This window comes from Furfurilactobacillus sp. WILCCON 0119 (assembly GCF_053471565.1).
The window spans coordinates 172,965-190,732 of sequence record NZ_JBPCCV010000002.1 but is presented as its reverse complement, the minus strand read 5'-3'; the positions used below and the strand labels follow the sequence as shown (position 1 = coordinate 190,732).

The following is a 17,768-nucleotide window of genomic DNA, read 5'->3' as shown; positions in this document are numbered from 1 at the left end:
TTTTGGTTGTAAGTTCAACTAAAATTAAATTAAATTCCCAATAAAGCGTTTACGAATGTATTTCAGGTAGGCAATGTACACTCTGGGGTAGTCCGATAAATTTCGCGGGTCAACGTTTAACGCGTCACTGAGCTTGTCTAGCCGGTAACGTAACGTGTTGCGGTGGATGTTTAATGTCTTTGCGGTTAACGAATTGTCACCGTTTAACTGCGCATATGTCCAGAATGTCCGTAATAGTTCTTCACCGGTTGGGGCGGCCGATAAGCCCATCATGGTGTCGGTGAGGTCACGGACATCCACATTACTTTGCATGAGTTCATCCACTTCAACTAACGAATTATAAAAATAAACGTCGGTGTATTCTAAATACTTACTAATCAAAATGGTCCGCATGGCTTCATGTAATGAGTCATGGAGAGAGGCCCGAACGCTGCCCACCCCCATTTGCCAATCACGGTGGTGCCGAACCTGTTGCAAAATGTCGTCTAATTCACGCACATTTTCAGTGAAGATAATGTACTCCAGGTGGGTGAAGGTCAAGTAAGCCAACGGGGAGTCTTCTAAGATCGTCACGAGCTGTTTTCGCTGCGTTTCATCACTGGGGATGCGAATCAAAGCAATCTGGTATTTTCGTGATAAATCAATTTTGAGTTTGCGGGCGGTCTCCAAGAAATGTTGATCGGCGTCGTCCAGCGATGATAAAAGCAACCACTGGTGGAAGAAAATTGAGCGCTCTTCGGAGTCGATCTGCTCCTGCTTATGTTCGATCTCAGACTGCACCAAAAATTCAAAACTATCCACGATGATCCGAACAAACGGGGCAACGACGGTCGGAGCACCCATAACCTCAACGGCACCAACGTTAATGTTGACCCGGACTGGCGCAATGACACCGGTGCGGTGTGCGTCCCAATCATCGACGGTCGTTTCCTTTAACCGCATGGTTTCCTGAGCAGCCGAATTGACTTCTCCGGTCTGCAAATTTCGCCCCCGATGATCAAACAGTTGTAATTCATACGGCAGGTCAATTTGGATCGTTTTAATCAACCGGGTGAGGATGTCACCTTCTAATTTAAGCATGTGGATTCTCCATTTTTAGCCAATATGTGCAAATGCACAATAAAGTCCGTCTATTTGTGTATAGCATAATTCTATCATAGGCCTGATAATAAAATCACAGTTAAATGAAAGCGCTTATTTTAACGGTTAATAAACAAGTGAATAGGAAGGTTCCGCATGGTACTGCTAGAGAAAGAGTTGATTCTTTTAGACGTCGATGCAACTGATGACGTTAATGCACTAACACAGATCGCTGAACAATTGCACAAGCAAGGTGTCGTCAAAGAGACGTATCGTGATGCAATTATCAAACGTGAACAGGACTTTTCCACAGGGCTTCAAACGGCCACGGTGGGGGTCGCAATTCCGCACACGGATGCGGAACACGTGAACACCGCCAAGATTGCCTTTGCCCGGTTGACCCATCCCGTGACGTTTAAACAAATGGGGGATGGCAGTGATGTGCCCGTTCAGTTAATTTTCATGTTGGCCCTCACGGAGCCGCATGCACAATTAACGATGCTTCAAAATTTGATGACAATGTTTCAGGAGGCAACCGTTATGGACAGCCTCCTGCACGCAAAGGATCAAGAGTCAGTGTTAGCACTTTTACAGCAACATAACATTATTTAACAACAGAGGAGTTTATCATAATGGGGATTATTAAATGGTTACTGAGCGCCGGTCCAACGGTTATGCTCCCAATCTTATTACTAATTTTTGGGTTATTGCTGGGGTTAAAACCTGGTAAGGCGTTCAAATCAGGATTGACGGTGGGAATTGGGTTCACCGGCTTAAACTTAGTGATTGGCTTGTTGACCTCTAACCTGGGGCCCGCTGCGCAAGCAATGGTTAAAAACTTCGGGCTTCACTTATCGACCATTGATGTTGGGTGGCCTGCTGCATCAGCCATTTCATACGGAACGGTTCTTGGAAGTTTGGCAATTCCGATTGGGGTTGCGGCAAACGTCATTTTACTGGTCGTTGGGCTAACGAAAACGCTGGACGTCGATTTATGGAACTACTGGCACATTGCGTTCACGGGGTCACTCGTCTATGCGGCCACTCAGAACTTTGCCTTGGGATTGGTCACCATGGTCGTTCACTTAATGTGGATTTACTTCTTGGCTGACTTGGCAGCACCAACCATTCAACGCCACTACGGATTAGCCGGGATTTCATTTCCACAAGGTGCCTCAGCACCTGGGTTCGTCCTTGCTTTACCGATTAACTGGTTGTTAGATCGAATTCCTGGGGTCAAAAACATTGAATGGACGCCAGAACGGATTCAAAAGCGGTTGGGAATTTTTGGTGATTCAGCCGTGATGGGACTGATTATTGGGATCGTTATTGGTGCCTTAGCTAAGTACCCAGTGGCCAAAATCTTAAACTTGGGTGTGGCAACCGCGGCTGTGTTAATCTTAATGCCACGGATGGTTTCGCTGTTGATGGAAGGACTAACACCCATCTCTGAGGCCGCTAACACAATGGTTCAAAAACGTTTCCCAGGTCGGAGTCTGTACATCGGGATGGACTCAGCCTTGGCTGTTGGTCAGGAAGCCGTGTTATCAGCTTCCTTGATCTTAGTGCCATTGACGTTACTGATTGCCGTCATTTTGCCAGGAAACACAGTGTTACCATTTGGTGATCTGGCAACCATTCCGTTTATGATTGCCGTTATGGCCGCAGTCTTTAACGGAAACGTGTTCCGAATCGTTATTGGTGGAATTGTGGATGTGACCATTTCACTACTGATTGCTTCATGGGCTGCCCCGTTATTAACGGCCGTTGCAAAGACTGCCCACTTCAACATGAAGGGGAACTCAAGCATTTCCATCTTATCCGATGGTGGTGCTTGGACGACCCTGATGATTGTTGGCATCGGCCGAAACTTGCTTTGGATTGGGATCATCGGATTAGGATTGGTTGCCCTTGCGTTAATGATTTGGTTGAATAGATTTCATAAACATACCGACGCGGAATAACTTCAAAAAGGAGCAATAGGATAATGACAAAGAAAAATTTAATGGTTGTGTGTGGCACCGGGATTGCAACGTCAACGGTTGCAACGGGGAAAATCAAGGATTACCTGGAAGAACAAGGGTTGGTTGATCAAGTGACCTTCCACCAATCGAAAATTGCTGATGAAGTGGCAAACATTGAAAATGGGGATTACGACATCGTGGTTTCGACGACAATGGTGCCAAGCAGCATTAAGGACAAGGTAATTTCCGGAGTCCCATTGTTAACCGGAATTGGCGTTGATTCTGTGTTTGAAGAAATTAAGAAGGAAGTTCAAGCCTAAACAAAGTCTAGAAGGATATGACGAGATGGTTAAAAATGCCCACTGATTCTTATCGGTGGGCATTTTTAGCTCTCTTTAAAAGTGTAAACACAAAGATAATACTTGATTTCGCCTTTTGTGCGCAGCGGCATCCATTATTAAACAAGTCGATCAACAAAGCGTTAGCAAATGTTAGTCAATTTGAAAAAAATGTCGCAGATCGGTTGTTATTTCCTGGTGAGTTAACGAAAAGTGCCTTCTCTTGGGGCGCTCGGCGTAATGAGATAAACTTAGTCATTGAAATGAAGTTATGAAAAGCTGTTCTGTTCCCAACAGAATTATTATCGGAGGCAAATAAATGACACCGATTGAAATTGTGCAAACGGTCATTGACCAAATGAATCACAATCACCAGCCAAGTGAACTGCTGGCCGGAACGGGCGTCCGTGATTACGGGCCAAACGTCATCTGGCAGGGGAAATCTGCGACTACAAAAAACCGCCACATCGAAGTGGTACGGTGCTTTTCTGATGGTGACTTCGTGGTCGCCCATTCGCAGGTGCTGGTTGATCAGAAAGCGTTTGTCGCTCTCGATATATTTCACGTTACGAATCAAACGATCACTGAGCACTGGGGCGTAATGAACCCACTCCTTGGTGCCAATCCGGCGGGTCGCACGCAACTTGACGGGGAGACCGAGCTTCGTGACTTCCCGTTGACTGCCGCCAATAAAGCGGTGGTTAGCAACTTTGTCCATGATGAAATGATGCAGGAACGGCCAGGTTTGATTCAAACGTTTTTCAACGCGGGGCAGTACATCCAACACAATCACAATCTGGGTGACGGGATTGCTGCGGTCATTGAAATGCGCCGGCGCATTGAGCAGAGCGGGGGAACGCTGCCAACCTATACGGACCTTAGCCAGTTGTTAGGGGCCGGCAACTTTGTTTTAGCGGTCACTCACAGTGAATCCGCAAACAAAACGCTGACTCTTTTTGACCTATTTCGGTTGGAAAATGAGAAAATTGTTGAACACTGGGATGTCTTTGGGTAATTAAGTAAGAAGTTTCATGGGGGATAAACACTGACGCAAAGCGTTTGCAGGATGGCTATCCTAGCGTTTATCATGAGTTTTTTAGTCTCGCAAATTTATGGGTAACCATCATGATTTATTTGGCAGGACTGGTCATTGTCGTCGTTTCAAGTGCCCTAATTCGTGAATAACACTGATAGCTCGCGCAACAATAGAAAAATGGCTCCTTTCCAAATCAGTTGGAAGGGAGCCATTTTAATTTTCACTGAATTTATGCCTTTAATACAACGCCAAACTGGCCGATCAGTAAGCTGGCCTGGAATTGGTTGATGATGAGGCCGCGGATGTCGACGGGGTTGAATTCAAGGTTACTAAATTCACTGGCGGACAGATCCACCTTGTTCATCCACGTGCCGATGAAACTACAGTCGTTGAACGCGCAGCTGGTGGTCGAAAAGCCATCCTTAAACGTGACTTCAATAAATGACGCCCCGTTAAACGATGTATCAGCTGTCGCACACGCGGTCAGTTTGCTACCGCTGAAGTTGCTGTAATCCGCCCGGCACCCGTTAATGTGGCTGTCCTTCCAGGTATTGTTTAGAAAGTCGGTTCCAAGCAGGTTGCAGTGGGTAAACACATCACGGTACAAGACGCTGTCGTCAAAGTGCGTGTTGCCAAAGTCGCAATGGTCAAACGTGCAGTCGAGCCACTCACTGTGGCGAAAGTCTGTCTGTTGAAAGGTACAGGCAGTAAAGACATTATCTGCGGCACGCATCTGGTCATTAGCTGGTAAGAAAGTGCACTGGTCGTAGTGTTCGCTGTCTTCAATGGCGTCGAAGGGAAGGGTTTGCTGGGTTATCATGTGGGGTCCTTTATTTCGTTTTCAGGGGGTTAGCGTTACGTTCACTATAAACGAAAATAACGGGCGCCGACAAACGAAATTTTTCATAGGGCGAGATTAATCCGGCATGCTGATGGTGATTTTCCCGGTGGCGTGACCGCTTGCAGAGTAGGCGAGCGCTTCCGTTGCCTCAGCTAGCGGAAAGTCACGGTCCATGACGGGGTGAAACTGACCGCGATCAATCAGATCTGTCAGCAAGGCTAATTGGTCACCGCTTTCGTGCATAATCAGAAAGGCGTAGCGAACCTGCGCCCGCCGCGCAGCCCGGGTGATCTTCCGACTGACCAGGCCAAACAGCGTGGTTTTAATGGCCCCGAGCTGTTCACGCCGAGCGTAATCAGCGTCTGGCATACCCGCAATCGACACGACGATGCCGCCCGGTTTGACAACCTTGAAGGCAGCCATGAGGGCGTCGCCACCGAGGGTATCAAAGACCGCGTCGTAATCGTGGATGACATCATCGAAATTAGTGGTGTGGTAGTCAATGACTTCATCTGCGCCCAAATTTTTAACCAATTGCTGGTTCGCCGCACTGGTGGTTGTGGCCACGTAGGCACCGAGCTGTTTTGCAATCTGAATTGCGCTGGTTCCAACGCCACCAGCACCGGCTTGAATGAGGACCTTTTGGCCGGGCTTTAGGGCCATCAAGTCGTGAAGTGCCTGGTAGGCGGTGAGACTGACAAGGGGGACCGCCGCAGCTTCTTCGTAGGTCAAAGACGATGGTTTAAGGGCGAGATCCGTGTCGCGGGCCGCAATGTACTGGGCAAACGTACCAGAACGATCATCGCGGGGCCGACTGTACACGTCATCGCCAATGTTGAACGCGGTAACTTGGTCGCCAACTGCCATAATGGTGCCAGCAAAGTCGTTGCCCATGATCATTGGAAATGTGGGTGTGTGGGGTAACGCAATTTGAATTTGATTGTTTTGTAAACGGGTGTCCACCGGGTTGACGCTTGCTGCGCGAATGGCAACAAGAACATCGTGTGGGCCAACCGTTGGAACAGAAACGGTGGTCAATTTAGCAGGTTGTTTTGGTCGATCGACGACCAGGGCGGTCATGGTATTAGTCATGGATCGGATCCTCCTTTAGGGTTTCAATAATCTCGACAAGGCCCTTTAATTTCGCGAAGTTTGTGCGGATGTCGACTGAATAAAAGTTCATCGTTCCTTGCTTGCGGACGTTAACGAGGCCACTATCTTTGAGCAGTTTGAGGTGGTGTGAAACGGCTGGACGGGACAAATTCACGGCGGCGGTGATGTCGCCAACCCGAAGGCCTTCTGCACAGGTCGTGCCAATCAAAGTTAATAAGATGGCTTGGCGGGCTTCATCGCCCAGTGCAACAAGCATGGGCTGACATGCTGAAAAGTTTGTCCGGGCTTGGTCGAGCTGTTGTTGCGTAACCATAAAAAGACTCCTTTCGTTGAACGGTTTAAACATTTGAACTGATGATACGACGTGTTGGCATAAGGCGCAACTTTGAGAAAGAAAGTCGAGACGAATGAATGACAGCGTAAAAATGATAAAGAATCGTGTTGTTCTATTGAAAACGCTTTCAAGAAAGTGCTAACCTTATGTGGTAAAGTTTAGTAAACACGGAGGTAGGGAAATGAATATTGAACAACAACCATTCGGAACGTTGACAGACGGGCAGGATGTTACCCAGATCACGTTAACAAATGACCACGGCACGACATTACGGGTCCTGACGCTTGGCGCAACGTGGCAAGGGTTTGACGTGGCTGATGGTCATGGTGGTCAAAAGAATTTGTTGATCAGTTATGATAATTTACACGATTATGAAGCAACGCCGTTTTACGTTTGTAAGACGGTTGGCCGGGTGGCGGGCCGCATTGGTGGTGCCACGTACGCCATTGATGGCACGACACACACCAGTGATCAAAACGAAAATAAGAATACACTTCATGGTGGAAAACACGGTTTTTCTGACGTGGTGTGGACGGTTTCGGATCAGCATCAGGATGCAGAATCAGTCGCTGTGACGTTAACGCTAGCCGTTGACGGGACGGTCGACCACTTCCCAGGCGACATGACGGTGGCGGTGACTTACACACTGACGAATGCCGACCGGGCAACATGGACGATCACCGGGACGAGTGACGCCGTAACGTTGTTTAACCCAACCGTTCATACGTACTTTAACGTGACAGGTCACCATGAGCTAAGCAGCCAACAACTGTTTATTAATGGCCGTCATCGCATCTTATTGAACGATGAAAAGGTGCCAACCGGGGCGTTTGCAGATGTAACGGACACGGCGTATGACTTTACGAAGCCCATCACCATCACCGAGCAGTTAGCTAAGCTTGCGGCGACAACGGGGGGCGTGGAGTTTGATGATGCCTATCGGGTCAACGGAAGCACTGATCGACCGATTGCAACGGTCAGTGACCCTGAGAGTGGCCGGGCGTTAGATCTATACTCAGCCCGCAACGGGTTGGTCATCTTTACGGCGGACCCATACGCGTATGATCAGCCAGAGCCGACGCCGTTTACAGCGTTAGCCATGGAAGCCCAGTGGTTGCCTGATGCGATCCATCACGATGGCTTTGGTGACATTGTGTTACCAGCGAATGCACCACAAACGTACGAGATCAGTTATCAATTCCGGCAGAACTAACTGCTGGTTGTCATAAAGGAAGCGTTCTTGGGGGATGAAAATCCGCAAGAACGTTTTTTTACTAAAACTTTATAAAATTGTTAATCGAGTTAGTTAAGCCCGCTAATCAGCAATGACAACCGGTTGCATGACTTTTGCATGATAAACATCGTTATTGTAAAGTTTACTAAAACTGGTTATAGTGAATGACGAAAGCGCTTATAAAAACAAAATTGTACGGGAGGCAATCACATGGCAAGTCAAAATCAAAAACTCACGATCGATCCAGATAAGTTTGCTCGGGCAGTGTTAGGCGGTAACGCCCAACGTCCGGATGAGGAAAATAAGCGGTACATCAAACGGCAGTTAACGTTATATCTAGAAGCAACGCTGTTAGTTCAAGATTTTAACGATCTTGAAGAAACCTCGTTTGACATCGCAAAGGCAAAGCAACGAAATGACATCTTGGAAAAAGTCATTGAACGTCGTTACAGCTAACGTCCTACCGAAAATACTGGAACGATAGACAAGGAGAACGGACTCATGAAACAAATGAAGCAATATTTATCTTACGCGTTTGGGGCCTTTGGGCATGACGCGTTCTACGCAACGTTAAGCACTTATTTTGTTTTCTTTGTGACCAGTCAGCTGTTCCAATCTGGTAGTCACGCAAATGATACAAAGATGATCAGTATCGTGACGATGATGATCATGATCATTCGGATCGTTGAAATTGCCTTTGATCCGCTGATTGGTGGGGCAGTTGACAACACGCGCACCCGCTGGGGAAAGTTTAAGCCCTGGTTGCTTGGTGGGGCAGCGATTAGTTCACTGATGCTGATCCTGATTTTTACCACGTTTGGTGGTCTGTCCGTTAGTCAGCCAACGTTGTACCTGATCTTGTTTGGAATTGCCTTTGTTGTTTTGGACATTTTTTATTCATTTAAAGATATTGCGTTTTGGTCAATGTTACCTGCCCTGACCGTTGATTCTGGAAAGCGGGCGAAGTTCGGGACGATTGCCCGGTTTGGCTCAACGTTGGGTGCCCAAGGGGTTGCTATTATTATCATGCCAACGGTTGTTTTGGTTTCTGGCTGGTTTGGCGCTACTAACGGTCAACAAAACAAAGCAGGGTGGCTCGGTTTTGCCATTTTAATTGGGGTTGTTTCATTTTTAGGGGCTTTATCGACCGCCGTTGGAACCAAGGAAGAAGACAACGTCATTCGTCAAAATACCGAAAAGGTCGGCATTGTTGGTATTTTCAGGGTGTTGTTCAAAAACGACCAATTGATGTGGTTATCACTGTCATACTTCTTGTTTGCCTTTGGTTACGTGATTACCAGTCAACTGTTCCTATACTACTTCAAGTACGTGATTGGGAACGCTGGTGCGTTTAGTCTGGTCGGCGTTGTAACTGCCGTTTTGGGAATTGTTTCAGTTATCTTATTCCCAGTTTTGGAAAGCTTAATCAAACGGAAGGCCATCTACGTGGGCGGAATTGTGATCATGCTTGTTGGTTACGTGGTCTTCATGTTTGCTGGGAGCAGTGTTGTTGCAAGTTTAGTTGCCATTTCTCTGATTTTCTTCCCATACCCAATGATCTTCCTAGCCGCTTTGATGACCATCACAGACTGTGTTGAATACGGGCAGTTGCACATGGGCACACGGAACGAATCCGTTACGTTAGCCGTTCGGCCACTGATTGATAAATTAGCCGGTGCGTTTGCCAACGGGGTTGCCGTTTTGACCGCCATCTTTGCCGGAATGAGTGGGAACGCTAAGCCGAGTGACATTACATCTGGGCAAATGTTTAACTTCAGAATGTACATTTTCTACATTCCAATGATCATGATCGTGTTGGCCGGAATCGTTTACTTTACGAAGGTTAAGTTGACGGAAGCGAAGCATGACGAAGTGGTTAAGGAACTGGAACAAAAACTTGGCGCGAACCAAGAAGAAATTAACGAAATCAAGTAATCAAAAGGACGGTAACAATCATGGACGTAGCAACGATTAAACAAGAATTTACGGATGCCTTTGGGCAAGCACCACAACAAGTGTTTTTCTCACCTGGCCGGATCAATTTAATCGGTGAACACACGGACTACAACGGTGGTCACGTCTTTCCGTGTGCCATTAGCTTAGGAACGTTTGGGGCCGTTAGTCCACGTGAAGATAACACGGTGCGGATGTACTCGGCTAACGTAGCGGATGCCGGTACGTTGACGTTTGACATTAACGACCTGGACTTCCATAAAGACTTTGGGTGGGGAAACTACCCGAAGGGCATGATGTTCGAATTAGATAAAAAGGGCGCCAAATACGACCACGGTTTTGACCTGTACGTTCACGGGAACTTACCCGATGGGGCCGGATTATCCTCCTCAGCGTCCATTGAATTACTGGTTGGGGTCGTGCTGAAGTCCTTGTTCAACTTAGATTTCACCCAGTTGGACCTTGTGTACGCTGGCCAACAGGTCGAAAATGATTACATCGGCTTGAATTCTGGGATCATGGATCAGTTTGCTGTTGGGATGGGGAAGAAGGATCAAGCCATCTTCCTCGACACGAACAGCATGGATTATGAATACTACCCAGTGGATCTCGGCAATAACGTTGTCTTGATCATGAACAGTAACAAGTCACACGATCTGGCCAGCTCAAAGTACAACGAACGGCGTGCACAGTGTGAAGAAGCACTGGCCCGGATTCAGACGGGCATTGACGTTAAGACACTGGGCAATCTATCCAAGGAAGCCTTTGACCAGGCAACGTACCTGATCAACGACGATACATTGATTCGGCGGGCTCGCCATGCGGTCTTTGAAAACCAACGGACTTTGGATGCTAAGCAGGCCTTAGATGATCATGATCTGACCCAGTTCGGTCACTTGATCAGTGCTTCCCACATTTCTTTACAGTATGATTATGAAGTGAGCGTGCCAGAACTCGACACGTTGGCAAAGACCGCGTGGTCACAAGATGGTGTTCTGGGTGCCCGGATCATTGGTGGCGGTTTTGGTGGCTGTGCCATTGCCATTGTTGACCGTGACCAAGTGGACCACGTGCGTCAGGTTGTCGGCGACACATACAAGCAGGCATTTGGCTACGCAGCAGACTTTTACGTTGCCGAAATTGCGGATGGTGCCCGTGAAGTAACAGAATAATTTGTTCAAGGATGGTAAAACGCGTTATGGCAGAAGATGCGATTGAGAATTTGATTAAACAAGCCTTACAAACGGGCGCATACGAACCACTGGACCAAGTGTACTTACGCAACCGGATTTATGCGTTGATTGGCGATCAACAAGCGGTGCCCCAGACAGAAACGGGTGTTGCCGCAATGAGCGATGCGCTGGTTGATGCGGCGGTCAAACAGCAGACGATTGAAGATTCACCAACGGCGCGTGAACTACTTGACGGTCAACTGATGGATCTGATGACGCCTACACCCAGTCAGGTGAATGCCCGTTTTTGGCAGGCCTATCAGCAGGGAACGGAGGCAGCCACCAGTTATTTTTATCAGTTGAGTCAAACCAACAACTACATTAAGACAGCGGCGATCGCAAAAAACATTGTGTTTAACACTGGCACTGATTTTGGTGATTTAGAGATTACCATCAACCTCTCAAAGCCAGAAAAAGACCCGAAGGCAATTGCGGCCGCAGCGACGACCACGGCCAGTGGCTACCCATTGTGCCAGTTATGTCTTGAAAACGAGGGTTACCGTGGGCGGCTTGGGTATCCAGCCCGCAGTAACCACCGGGTGATTCGGATGATGGTCGGTGGCCGGCCGTGGGGCTTCCAGTACTCGCCATACGCGTACTTCAGCGAACACGCCATCTTCTTAGATGAACAGCATGTGCCCATGAAAATCGATCGGCAAACGTTTACGAACCTGTTTGAGATCATCACAACGTTGCCACAGTACTTTGTTGGAAGTAACGCGGATCTGCCGATTGTGGGCGGCTCAATGTTAAGTCATGAACACTATCAGGGCGGGCGCCACACCTTCCCAATGATGACGGCCCCGATTGAAACGCCGTTTACACTGGCTGATTACCCCGATGTTACTGGTGGGGTGGTCAAGTGGCCAATGACCACGTTACGTTTACGTGGCACGGACACCCAGTCCCTAAGCAGTGCAGCGGAACACATTCGGACCGTGTGGAACCACTATGATGATGCAACCGTGTCCGTTAAGGCCATGACCGGTGATGTGCGCCATCACACGGTTACGCCGATTGCCTATCGTGATGGTGACCAGTACGTGTTGGATCTGGTTTTACGTGACAACCAAACGTCAGTGGATTACCCAGACGGGATTTTCCATCCCCATCAGGATGTGCAACACATCAAGAAGGAAAACATTGGCCTCATTGAAGTGATGGGCCGCGCCATTTTACCAGCCCGATTGAAAGCAGAGATGCAAGAAGTTGAACGGTTCCTGCTGGATGAACCAAACGACATGGTTGATTACCACCGTGACTGGGCAGAAATGTTGAAGTCCGCAAACACGGTGACGGCCGAAAACGTTGAAACAGTCGTTCATGACGCGATTGGAACCGTCTTTGCCCGGGTCTTAGCTGATGCAGGGGTCTTTAAATGGGACGACGCAGGGCGTGCTGCTCAAGCACGGTTCCTTGCGGCGTTGTAGGTGACACTATGGCGACCTTGAAGGATATTGCAGCACGGGCTCAGGTGTCGCTAGCGACGGTTTCACGGGTGCTAAATTATGACGCCACAATGGCGGTCAGTGACGAGACCCGACGGCGGATCTTTGAAGCGGCTGAGGCGTTGAACTACACGAAACACCGTCATCAAGCGGTTAATAAGGCCGTGAAACGTATTGCTGTGGTGGAGTGGTATTCACAAACACAGGAAATGGAAGACCTGTACTACATGTCGATTCGGGTCAGCATTGAACGAGCTGCGGCAGCCGCCGGATTTCAGGTGGTCACCGTTTTTGCGGGGCGGTTGGGTCAACTGAGTGAACCAGTGGATGCGGTGATCGCATTGGGTAAGTATTCGCCAGCAGAAGTGGAACAGTTGGCTTCACTTGGCGGACACCTCGTTTTTGTTGACTTTGATACGTTGGGCCTCAACTATGATTCCGTTGTGACCGACTTTAACCATGCGGTAGCCGGGGCGGTTAAGACGTTATTGAATGGCGGGGCCAACCGGGTTGGGTTATTGTCTGGTAGAGAAACGACGGTCGATGGCCGGCTGGCGGTGATCGACCCACGGATCGAACCGTTTAAGGCCGCCGTTCAATCGTCTGACACGACACCGGTTATGGCCCAAGGTGACTATTCTCGTCAGTCTGGTTACCGTGAAATGCAGCGACTGATTCGGGAACAGGGGCACAACTTGCCGACTGGGTTTGTGATCAGTAATGACGCGATGGCGGTTGGTGCGCTAAAGGCCCTTACTGAGGCGGGGATTGCGGTGCCGGCGCAGGTTCAGCTGGTTACGTTTGACGATACATCCATCGCAAGTTACGCAATTCCAGGGTTAACGGCCGTTCACGTGGCCACTAATCACATGGGGATGGCGGCGGTGGAGTTAGTTCGAGATGCCCTTGACCATGACCGCCAGATCGCAAAACAGGTGGTTATGGGAACCCGGCTAGTGGTCCGGGAAAGTACGCGATAACAATGATTTAAACATGAATGGCTGCTTTCCTGATGTGGGAAAGTGGCCATTTTATTTGGTGCGGTGGTAGCAGTGCCAAACGTGAATTTTAGGTGCAAAGGGCGTAAACTAAACATGTGTTTGTGATTAAACAATTGCAAACGATGAGAAATTAAGGAGGACATCCATTTATTATGAATAATGCATCCTTTAAATATCCAGACCAGGCGGCGTTTGACCTGATGACCGCCCAACTAGCGGCAAAAAACGTGACGTATAAAGACATTGCGGCAATCACAAAGGATCTACAAAAGCCATATTTGCCAGATGTTCCGTTAAGTGAGTTTGAGGCAGAAACGATTGACGTGCTTCATAAACGTGAAGTGATGAATAATGTCATGGTGGCGTTAGAACTGGATCGACTTGCGACGGCCGGTGATTTACAGGAACCATTGCAAAGCATTATTCGCAATGATGCGGGTGTGTTTGGGGTCGACGAAGGGCTCGCGCTGAACATTGCGAACATGTACGGGACCATCGGGGTCACAAACTACGGGTACGTTGATAAGGTAAAAGAAGGCGTCATTAGACGGTTAGACGAGCAAAAAGATGGGCAGGTCAACACGTTTATTGATGACATGGTGGGTGCATTAGCCGCTGCCGTGGCGGCCAAAGTCGCTCATAAATATGCGTAATCACTTTTGAAAATCAGAAAATAAATCTGATTAATGATCATGCAAACGGGAAAATGGCGTTTTGAAAATAGTTTTATGAAAATGAACGGGCGCCGTTATGAAAATTGAGTGGAATGTTTGCAGGATTGTGTTGTTTGGCTTATAATTCTTCATGTATTAATCATATCTTTTCCTTAAGGGAGGAAGTTCACCAATGACTGTTAAAATTGGTATCAACGGATTTGGCCGTATCGGCCGTTTAGCTTTGAAGCGGATCCACGAATTGAACACTAGCGACATCGAAGTTGTTGCCATTAACGACTTGACCACACCTTCAATGTTGGCTTACTTACTGAAGTACGACTCCACTCATGGCAAGTTCCCTGGTGAAGTTAGCTCAACGGACACAGGTATCGTCGTTGACGGTAAGGAAATCCCTGTTTACGCTGAACGCGACGCTGCGAACATTCCTTGGGTTAAGAACGACGGTGTTGACTACGTTCTGGAATGTACTGGTTTCTACACTTCAGCTGAAAAGTCACAAGCCCACTTGGACGCCGGCGCAAAGCGTGTCCTGATCTCAGCACCTGCTGGTAAGATCAAGACTGTTGTTCCTGGTGTTAACCTGGACGTTTTGAACAACGATGACAAGATCGTGTCAGCTGGTTCATGTACCACTAACTGTCTTGCACCTTTGGCTTACTTCATGAACGAAGAATTCGGGATCAAGGTTGGGACGATGACGACGGTTCACGCCTTCACTTCAACTCAATCAATCCTGGACGGCCCTCGTGGTTCAAAGGCTCGTAGTAATCGGACTGCTTCAACAAACACGATTCCTCACTCAACTGGTGCTGCTAAGGCCCTTGGGTTAGTTATTCCTGAATTGAACGGTAAGTTACAAGGACATGCACAACGTGTTGCTGTTGTTGACGGTTCATTAACTGAATTGGTAACTGTTCTGGACAAGAAGGTTACTGCTGACGAAGTTAACGCAGCCATCAAGAAGCACACTGAAGGTAACGATGCCTTTGGTTACAACGATGACGAAATCGTTTCAAGCGACATCATTGACGATGCTCATGGTTCTGTATTTGACCCAACTCAAACGGAAGTTACCACTGCCGGTGACAGCCAAATCGTTAAGACCGTTGCTTGGTATGACAACGAATGGGGCTTCACTTGCAACATGATCCGCACGTTGCTGAAGTTCGCCACTTTGGAAGCATAATTTAAACCATTACGTTTTTGAGATAACGTGGCAAAGGCGGGCGGGGTTAACTCCGCCCGCCTTTTTTATGGCGAATTTCGTGGAACGTTTCACAAACATTAATAATAAATTGCGGTTAGCGGTGGTTTTTGACGATAAAAATCGTTAAACTATAATCCGTACAAACAAACCGTTAGGAGGATGTTACCTTGGCTAAATTAACTGTTTCTGATTTAGAATTAACTGGTAAAAAAGTTTTAATGCGTGTTGACTTCAATGTGCCCATCAAAGATGGGGTGATTGGTAACGACAACCGGATCGTGGCTGCATTGCCAACAATCAACTATGTTATCGAACATGGTGGCCGTGCCATCTTGTTCAGTCACTTAGGTCGGATTAAGACTGAAGATGACAAGAAGGAATTATCCATGCGTCCCGTTGCTGAACGGTTGAGCAACTTGTTAGGCAAACCCGTAACGTTTGTCCCAACAACACGCGGTGCACAATTGGAAGACGCCATCAGTAACTTGAACGATGGTGAAGTCCTGTTATTTGAAAACACCCGTTTTGAAGACTTAGATGGCAAGAAGGAATCTGGCAACGACCCTGAATTGGGCGAATACTGGGCTTCTCTTGGTGACGAATTTGTTAACGATGCTTTCGGAACTGCGCACCGTTCACACGCGTCAAACGTTGGGATCGCAACGGCCATGAAGGCTGCTGGCAAGCCTGTTGCTGCCGGCTTCTTGATGGAAAAAGAAATCAAGTTCTTGGGTGACGCTGTGGACAACCCTGTTCACCCATTTGTTGCCATTCTTGGTGGTGCAAAGGTTTCTGATAAGATCGGTGTCATCGACAACTTGTTGACGAAAGCTGACAAGGTTATCGTTGGTGGTGGGATGGCCTACACGTTCTTTGCCGCACAAGGCTTAACGGTTGGGAACTCCTTACTTGAAAAGGACAAGATCGACATGGCGAAGGACATCATGGCAAAGGCTGGCGACAAGCTGGTTCTGCCAATTGATTCCGTTATTGCCAAGGAATTCAACAACGATTCAGCTTCTGAAATCGTTGACGGTGACATTCCTGACGGTTACATGGGCTTGGACATCGGTCCTAAGTCAATCGAACTGTTTGAAAACACGTTACGTGATGCGAAGACAGTTGTTTGGAACGGACCAATGGGTGTGTTTGAAATGCCTAACTTTGCTAAGGGAACGTTGGCAATTGGTAAGTTCTTGGGTGACCTTGACGCAACGACCATCGTTGGTGGTGGTGACTCAACGGCTGCCGTTCAACAACTTGGTGTTGCTGATCAATTGACCCACATTTCTACTGGTGGTGGTGCTTCACTTGAATACCTGGAAGGAAAGACTTTACCAGGGATTGCTGCCATTAGCGACAAGTAATTTAAATGAGCTGACGTCGAATGTATTTTCGGCGTCAGCTTTTTTTGAAGCAAATGATGAAAGCGTTCTCGCTAGTATTTGGCGACTAAGTTCACTACAATAACGATGTACTGACTGTGCAAAGGAGGAATGTGGATGCGGATTCCGATGATTGTAGGAAACTGGAAGATGAACAAGACGGCCGATTCCGTTGCTGCGTTTGTGGATGGGATTCGTGGTAATTTACCCCCGGCCGCAGAAATTGAGACAGCGGTGTGTGCACCAAGTTTATTTTTGGATCAGCTGGTTCGTGAGACACGTGACTTGCCCATTGAGGTTGGCGCAGAGAACTGCTACTTTGAGGACAACGGTCCCTATACAGGTGAGACCAGCCCGTATGCGTTAAGTCAGGCGGGGGTCGACTTTGTCATTTTGGGCCACTCTGAACGGCGTAAGTTATTTCGTGAGACGGATGAGATGGTGAACCTCAAGGTGCAAGCGGTGTACCGAAACCACATGCGCCCAATCATCTGTTGTGATGAGACGATGGGCCAACGTGAGGCTAATGATGCGGTTCACTGGGTCGTGGCACAGGTGATCGAAGCACTAAAGGGTGTTTCCGAAGAACAGGCGCGCACAGCCATCATTGCTTATGAACCTAGCTGGGCCATTGGAGTTGGGACACCGGCAACACCCGACCAAATCGAGGAAGGGTGTTACCTGATTCGTCAAACTGTGGCCGACGTATATGATGATGACGTGGCGGATGATGTTCGCGTTTTGTACGGTGGTTCCGTGAAACCAGCCAACATTAATGCGATTATGCAAAAGCAGGACGTTGATGGTGTGTTGGTCGGGAATGCAAGTTTAGAACCAGAATCATTTTTGGAGCTCATCAGTAACGACCCAGGAAAATAATTGCGCATCAGCTTGATAGTGAAACGTCTAACACATATAATAGTGG

The 17,768-nt window shown here is 48.0% G+C and carries 18 protein-coding genes; 14 read left to right on the top strand and 4 right to left on the bottom strand.

Annotation, left to right across the window (positions count from 1 at the left end; translation table 11 throughout):
- Positions 1 to 24: 24 nt before the first annotated feature.
- Complete coding sequence (locus ACRYI5_RS04465; protein ID WP_448224426.1) at positions 25 to 1,080, bottom strand: PucR family transcriptional regulator; 1,056 nt, start codon at positions 1,078 to 1,080, stop codon at positions 25 to 27.
- Positions 1,081 to 1,236: 156 nt separating this feature from the next.
- Between ACRYI5_RS04465 and ACRYI5_RS04460 the strand changes: the two genes are divergently transcribed.
- The 4 genes from ACRYI5_RS04460 (at position 1,237) to ACRYI5_RS04445 (ending at position 4,397) form a co-directional block, all read left to right on the top strand.
- Positions 1,237 to 1,692 carry a PTS sugar transporter subunit IIA gene (locus ACRYI5_RS04460; protein ID WP_448224425.1) on the top strand — a complete coding sequence of 152 codons (456 nt, stop codon included), beginning with the start codon at positions 1,237 to 1,239 and terminating at the stop codon, positions 1,690 to 1,692.
- A 20-nt stretch (positions 1,693 to 1,712) separates the two neighbouring features.
- Positions 1,713 to 3,044 (top strand): PTS galactitol transporter subunit IIC, encoded by a 1,332-nt coding sequence (locus ACRYI5_RS04455; protein WP_407879552.1) that lies wholly within the window; start codon positions 1,713 to 1,715, stop codon positions 3,042 to 3,044.
- Positions 3,045 to 3,067: 23 nt separating this feature from the next.
- Positions 3,068 to 3,364, top strand: coding sequence for a PTS sugar transporter subunit IIB (locus ACRYI5_RS04450; protein ID WP_407879554.1), 297 nt, complete (start codon positions 3,068 to 3,070; stop codon positions 3,362 to 3,364).
- Between the two features lie 337 nt (positions 3,365 to 3,701).
- Positions 3,702 to 4,397 carry a hypothetical protein gene (locus ACRYI5_RS04445; protein ID WP_448224424.1) on the top strand — a complete coding sequence of 232 codons (696 nt, stop codon included), beginning with the start codon at positions 3,702 to 3,704 and terminating at the stop codon, positions 4,395 to 4,397.
- Between the two features lie 250 nt (positions 4,398 to 4,647).
- Here the strand turns inward: ACRYI5_RS04445 and ACRYI5_RS04440 are convergent, their stop codons facing one another.
- From ACRYI5_RS04440 to ACRYI5_RS04430, 3 genes are all read right to left on the bottom strand, one after another.
- Positions 4,648 to 5,238 carry a pentapeptide repeat-containing protein gene (locus ACRYI5_RS04440; RefSeq protein ID WP_448224423.1) on the bottom strand — a complete coding sequence of 197 codons (591 nt, stop codon included), beginning with the start codon at positions 5,236 to 5,238 and terminating at the stop codon, positions 4,648 to 4,650.
- A 96-nt stretch (positions 5,239 to 5,334) separates the two neighbouring features.
- The gene (locus tag ACRYI5_RS04435; RefSeq protein ID WP_448224422.1) at positions 5,335 to 6,351 is read right to left on the bottom strand and encodes an NADP-dependent oxidoreductase; all 1,017 of its coding nucleotides are present in this window, start codon (positions 6,349 to 6,351) and stop codon (positions 5,335 to 5,337) included.
- Positions 6,344 to 6,685, bottom strand: coding sequence for an ArsR/SmtB family transcription factor (locus ACRYI5_RS04430; protein WP_448224421.1), 342 nt, complete (start codon positions 6,683 to 6,685; stop codon positions 6,344 to 6,346). Before ACRYI5_RS04430 ends, ACRYI5_RS04435 begins: the two co-directional genes overlap by 8 nt.
- A 202-nt stretch (positions 6,686 to 6,887) precedes the next feature.
- Between ACRYI5_RS04430 and ACRYI5_RS04425 the strand changes: the two genes are divergently transcribed.
- From ACRYI5_RS04425 to tpiA, 10 genes are all read left to right on the top strand, one after another.
- Positions 6,888 to 7,919 (top strand): aldose epimerase family protein, encoded by a 1,032-nt coding sequence (locus ACRYI5_RS04425; protein WP_448224420.1) that lies wholly within the window; start codon positions 6,888 to 6,890, stop codon positions 7,917 to 7,919.
- 231 nt (positions 7,920 to 8,150) lie between these two features.
- Entirely contained in the window at positions 8,151 to 8,396 is a 246-nt protein-coding gene (locus tag ACRYI5_RS04420) for a hypothetical protein (protein ID WP_407879566.1), read from the top strand.
- A gap of 45 nt (positions 8,397 to 8,441) precedes the next feature.
- Entirely contained in the window at positions 8,442 to 9,875 is a 1,434-nt protein-coding gene (locus ACRYI5_RS04415; protein ID WP_448224419.1) for a glycoside-pentoside-hexuronide (GPH):cation symporter, read from the top strand.
- A 20-nt stretch (positions 9,876 to 9,895) separates the two neighbouring features.
- Positions 9,896 to 11,065: a galactokinase gene (locus tag ACRYI5_RS04410; protein WP_448224418.1), complete on the top strand. Its 1,170-nt coding sequence runs from the start codon at positions 9,896 to 9,898 to the stop codon at positions 11,063 to 11,065.
- A gap of 26 nt (positions 11,066 to 11,091) precedes the next feature.
- Positions 11,092 to 12,555 (top strand): UDP-glucose--hexose-1-phosphate uridylyltransferase, encoded by a 1,464-nt coding sequence (locus ACRYI5_RS04405; RefSeq protein ID WP_448224417.1) that lies wholly within the window; start codon positions 11,092 to 11,094, stop codon positions 12,553 to 12,555.
- Positions 12,556 to 12,563: 8 nt separating this feature from the next.
- Complete coding sequence (locus tag ACRYI5_RS04400) at positions 12,564 to 13,553, top strand: LacI family DNA-binding transcriptional regulator (RefSeq protein ID WP_448224416.1); 990 nt, start codon at positions 12,564 to 12,566, stop codon at positions 13,551 to 13,553.
- Between the two features lie 173 nt (positions 13,554 to 13,726).
- The gene (locus tag ACRYI5_RS04395) at positions 13,727 to 14,227 is read left to right on the top strand and encodes a phosphatidylglycerophosphatase A family protein (RefSeq protein WP_448224415.1); all 501 of its coding nucleotides are present in this window, start codon (positions 13,727 to 13,729) and stop codon (positions 14,225 to 14,227) included.
- A 193-nt stretch (positions 14,228 to 14,420) separates the two neighbouring features.
- Positions 14,421 to 15,437, top strand: a complete 1,017-nt coding sequence (gene gap, locus ACRYI5_RS04390) for a type I glyceraldehyde-3-phosphate dehydrogenase (protein ID WP_407879577.1) — start codon at positions 14,421 to 14,423, stop codon at positions 15,435 to 15,437.
- A gap of 188 nt (positions 15,438 to 15,625) precedes the next feature.
- Entirely contained in the window at positions 15,626 to 16,825 is a 1,200-nt protein-coding gene (locus ACRYI5_RS04385; protein WP_407879579.1) for a phosphoglycerate kinase, read from the top strand.
- Between the two features lie 135 nt (positions 16,826 to 16,960).
- The gene (tpiA, locus tag ACRYI5_RS04380) at positions 16,961 to 17,722 is read left to right on the top strand and encodes a triose-phosphate isomerase (RefSeq protein ID WP_407879580.1); all 762 of its coding nucleotides are present in this window, start codon (positions 16,961 to 16,963) and stop codon (positions 17,720 to 17,722) included.
- Positions 17,723 to 17,768 lie beyond the last annotated feature (46 nt).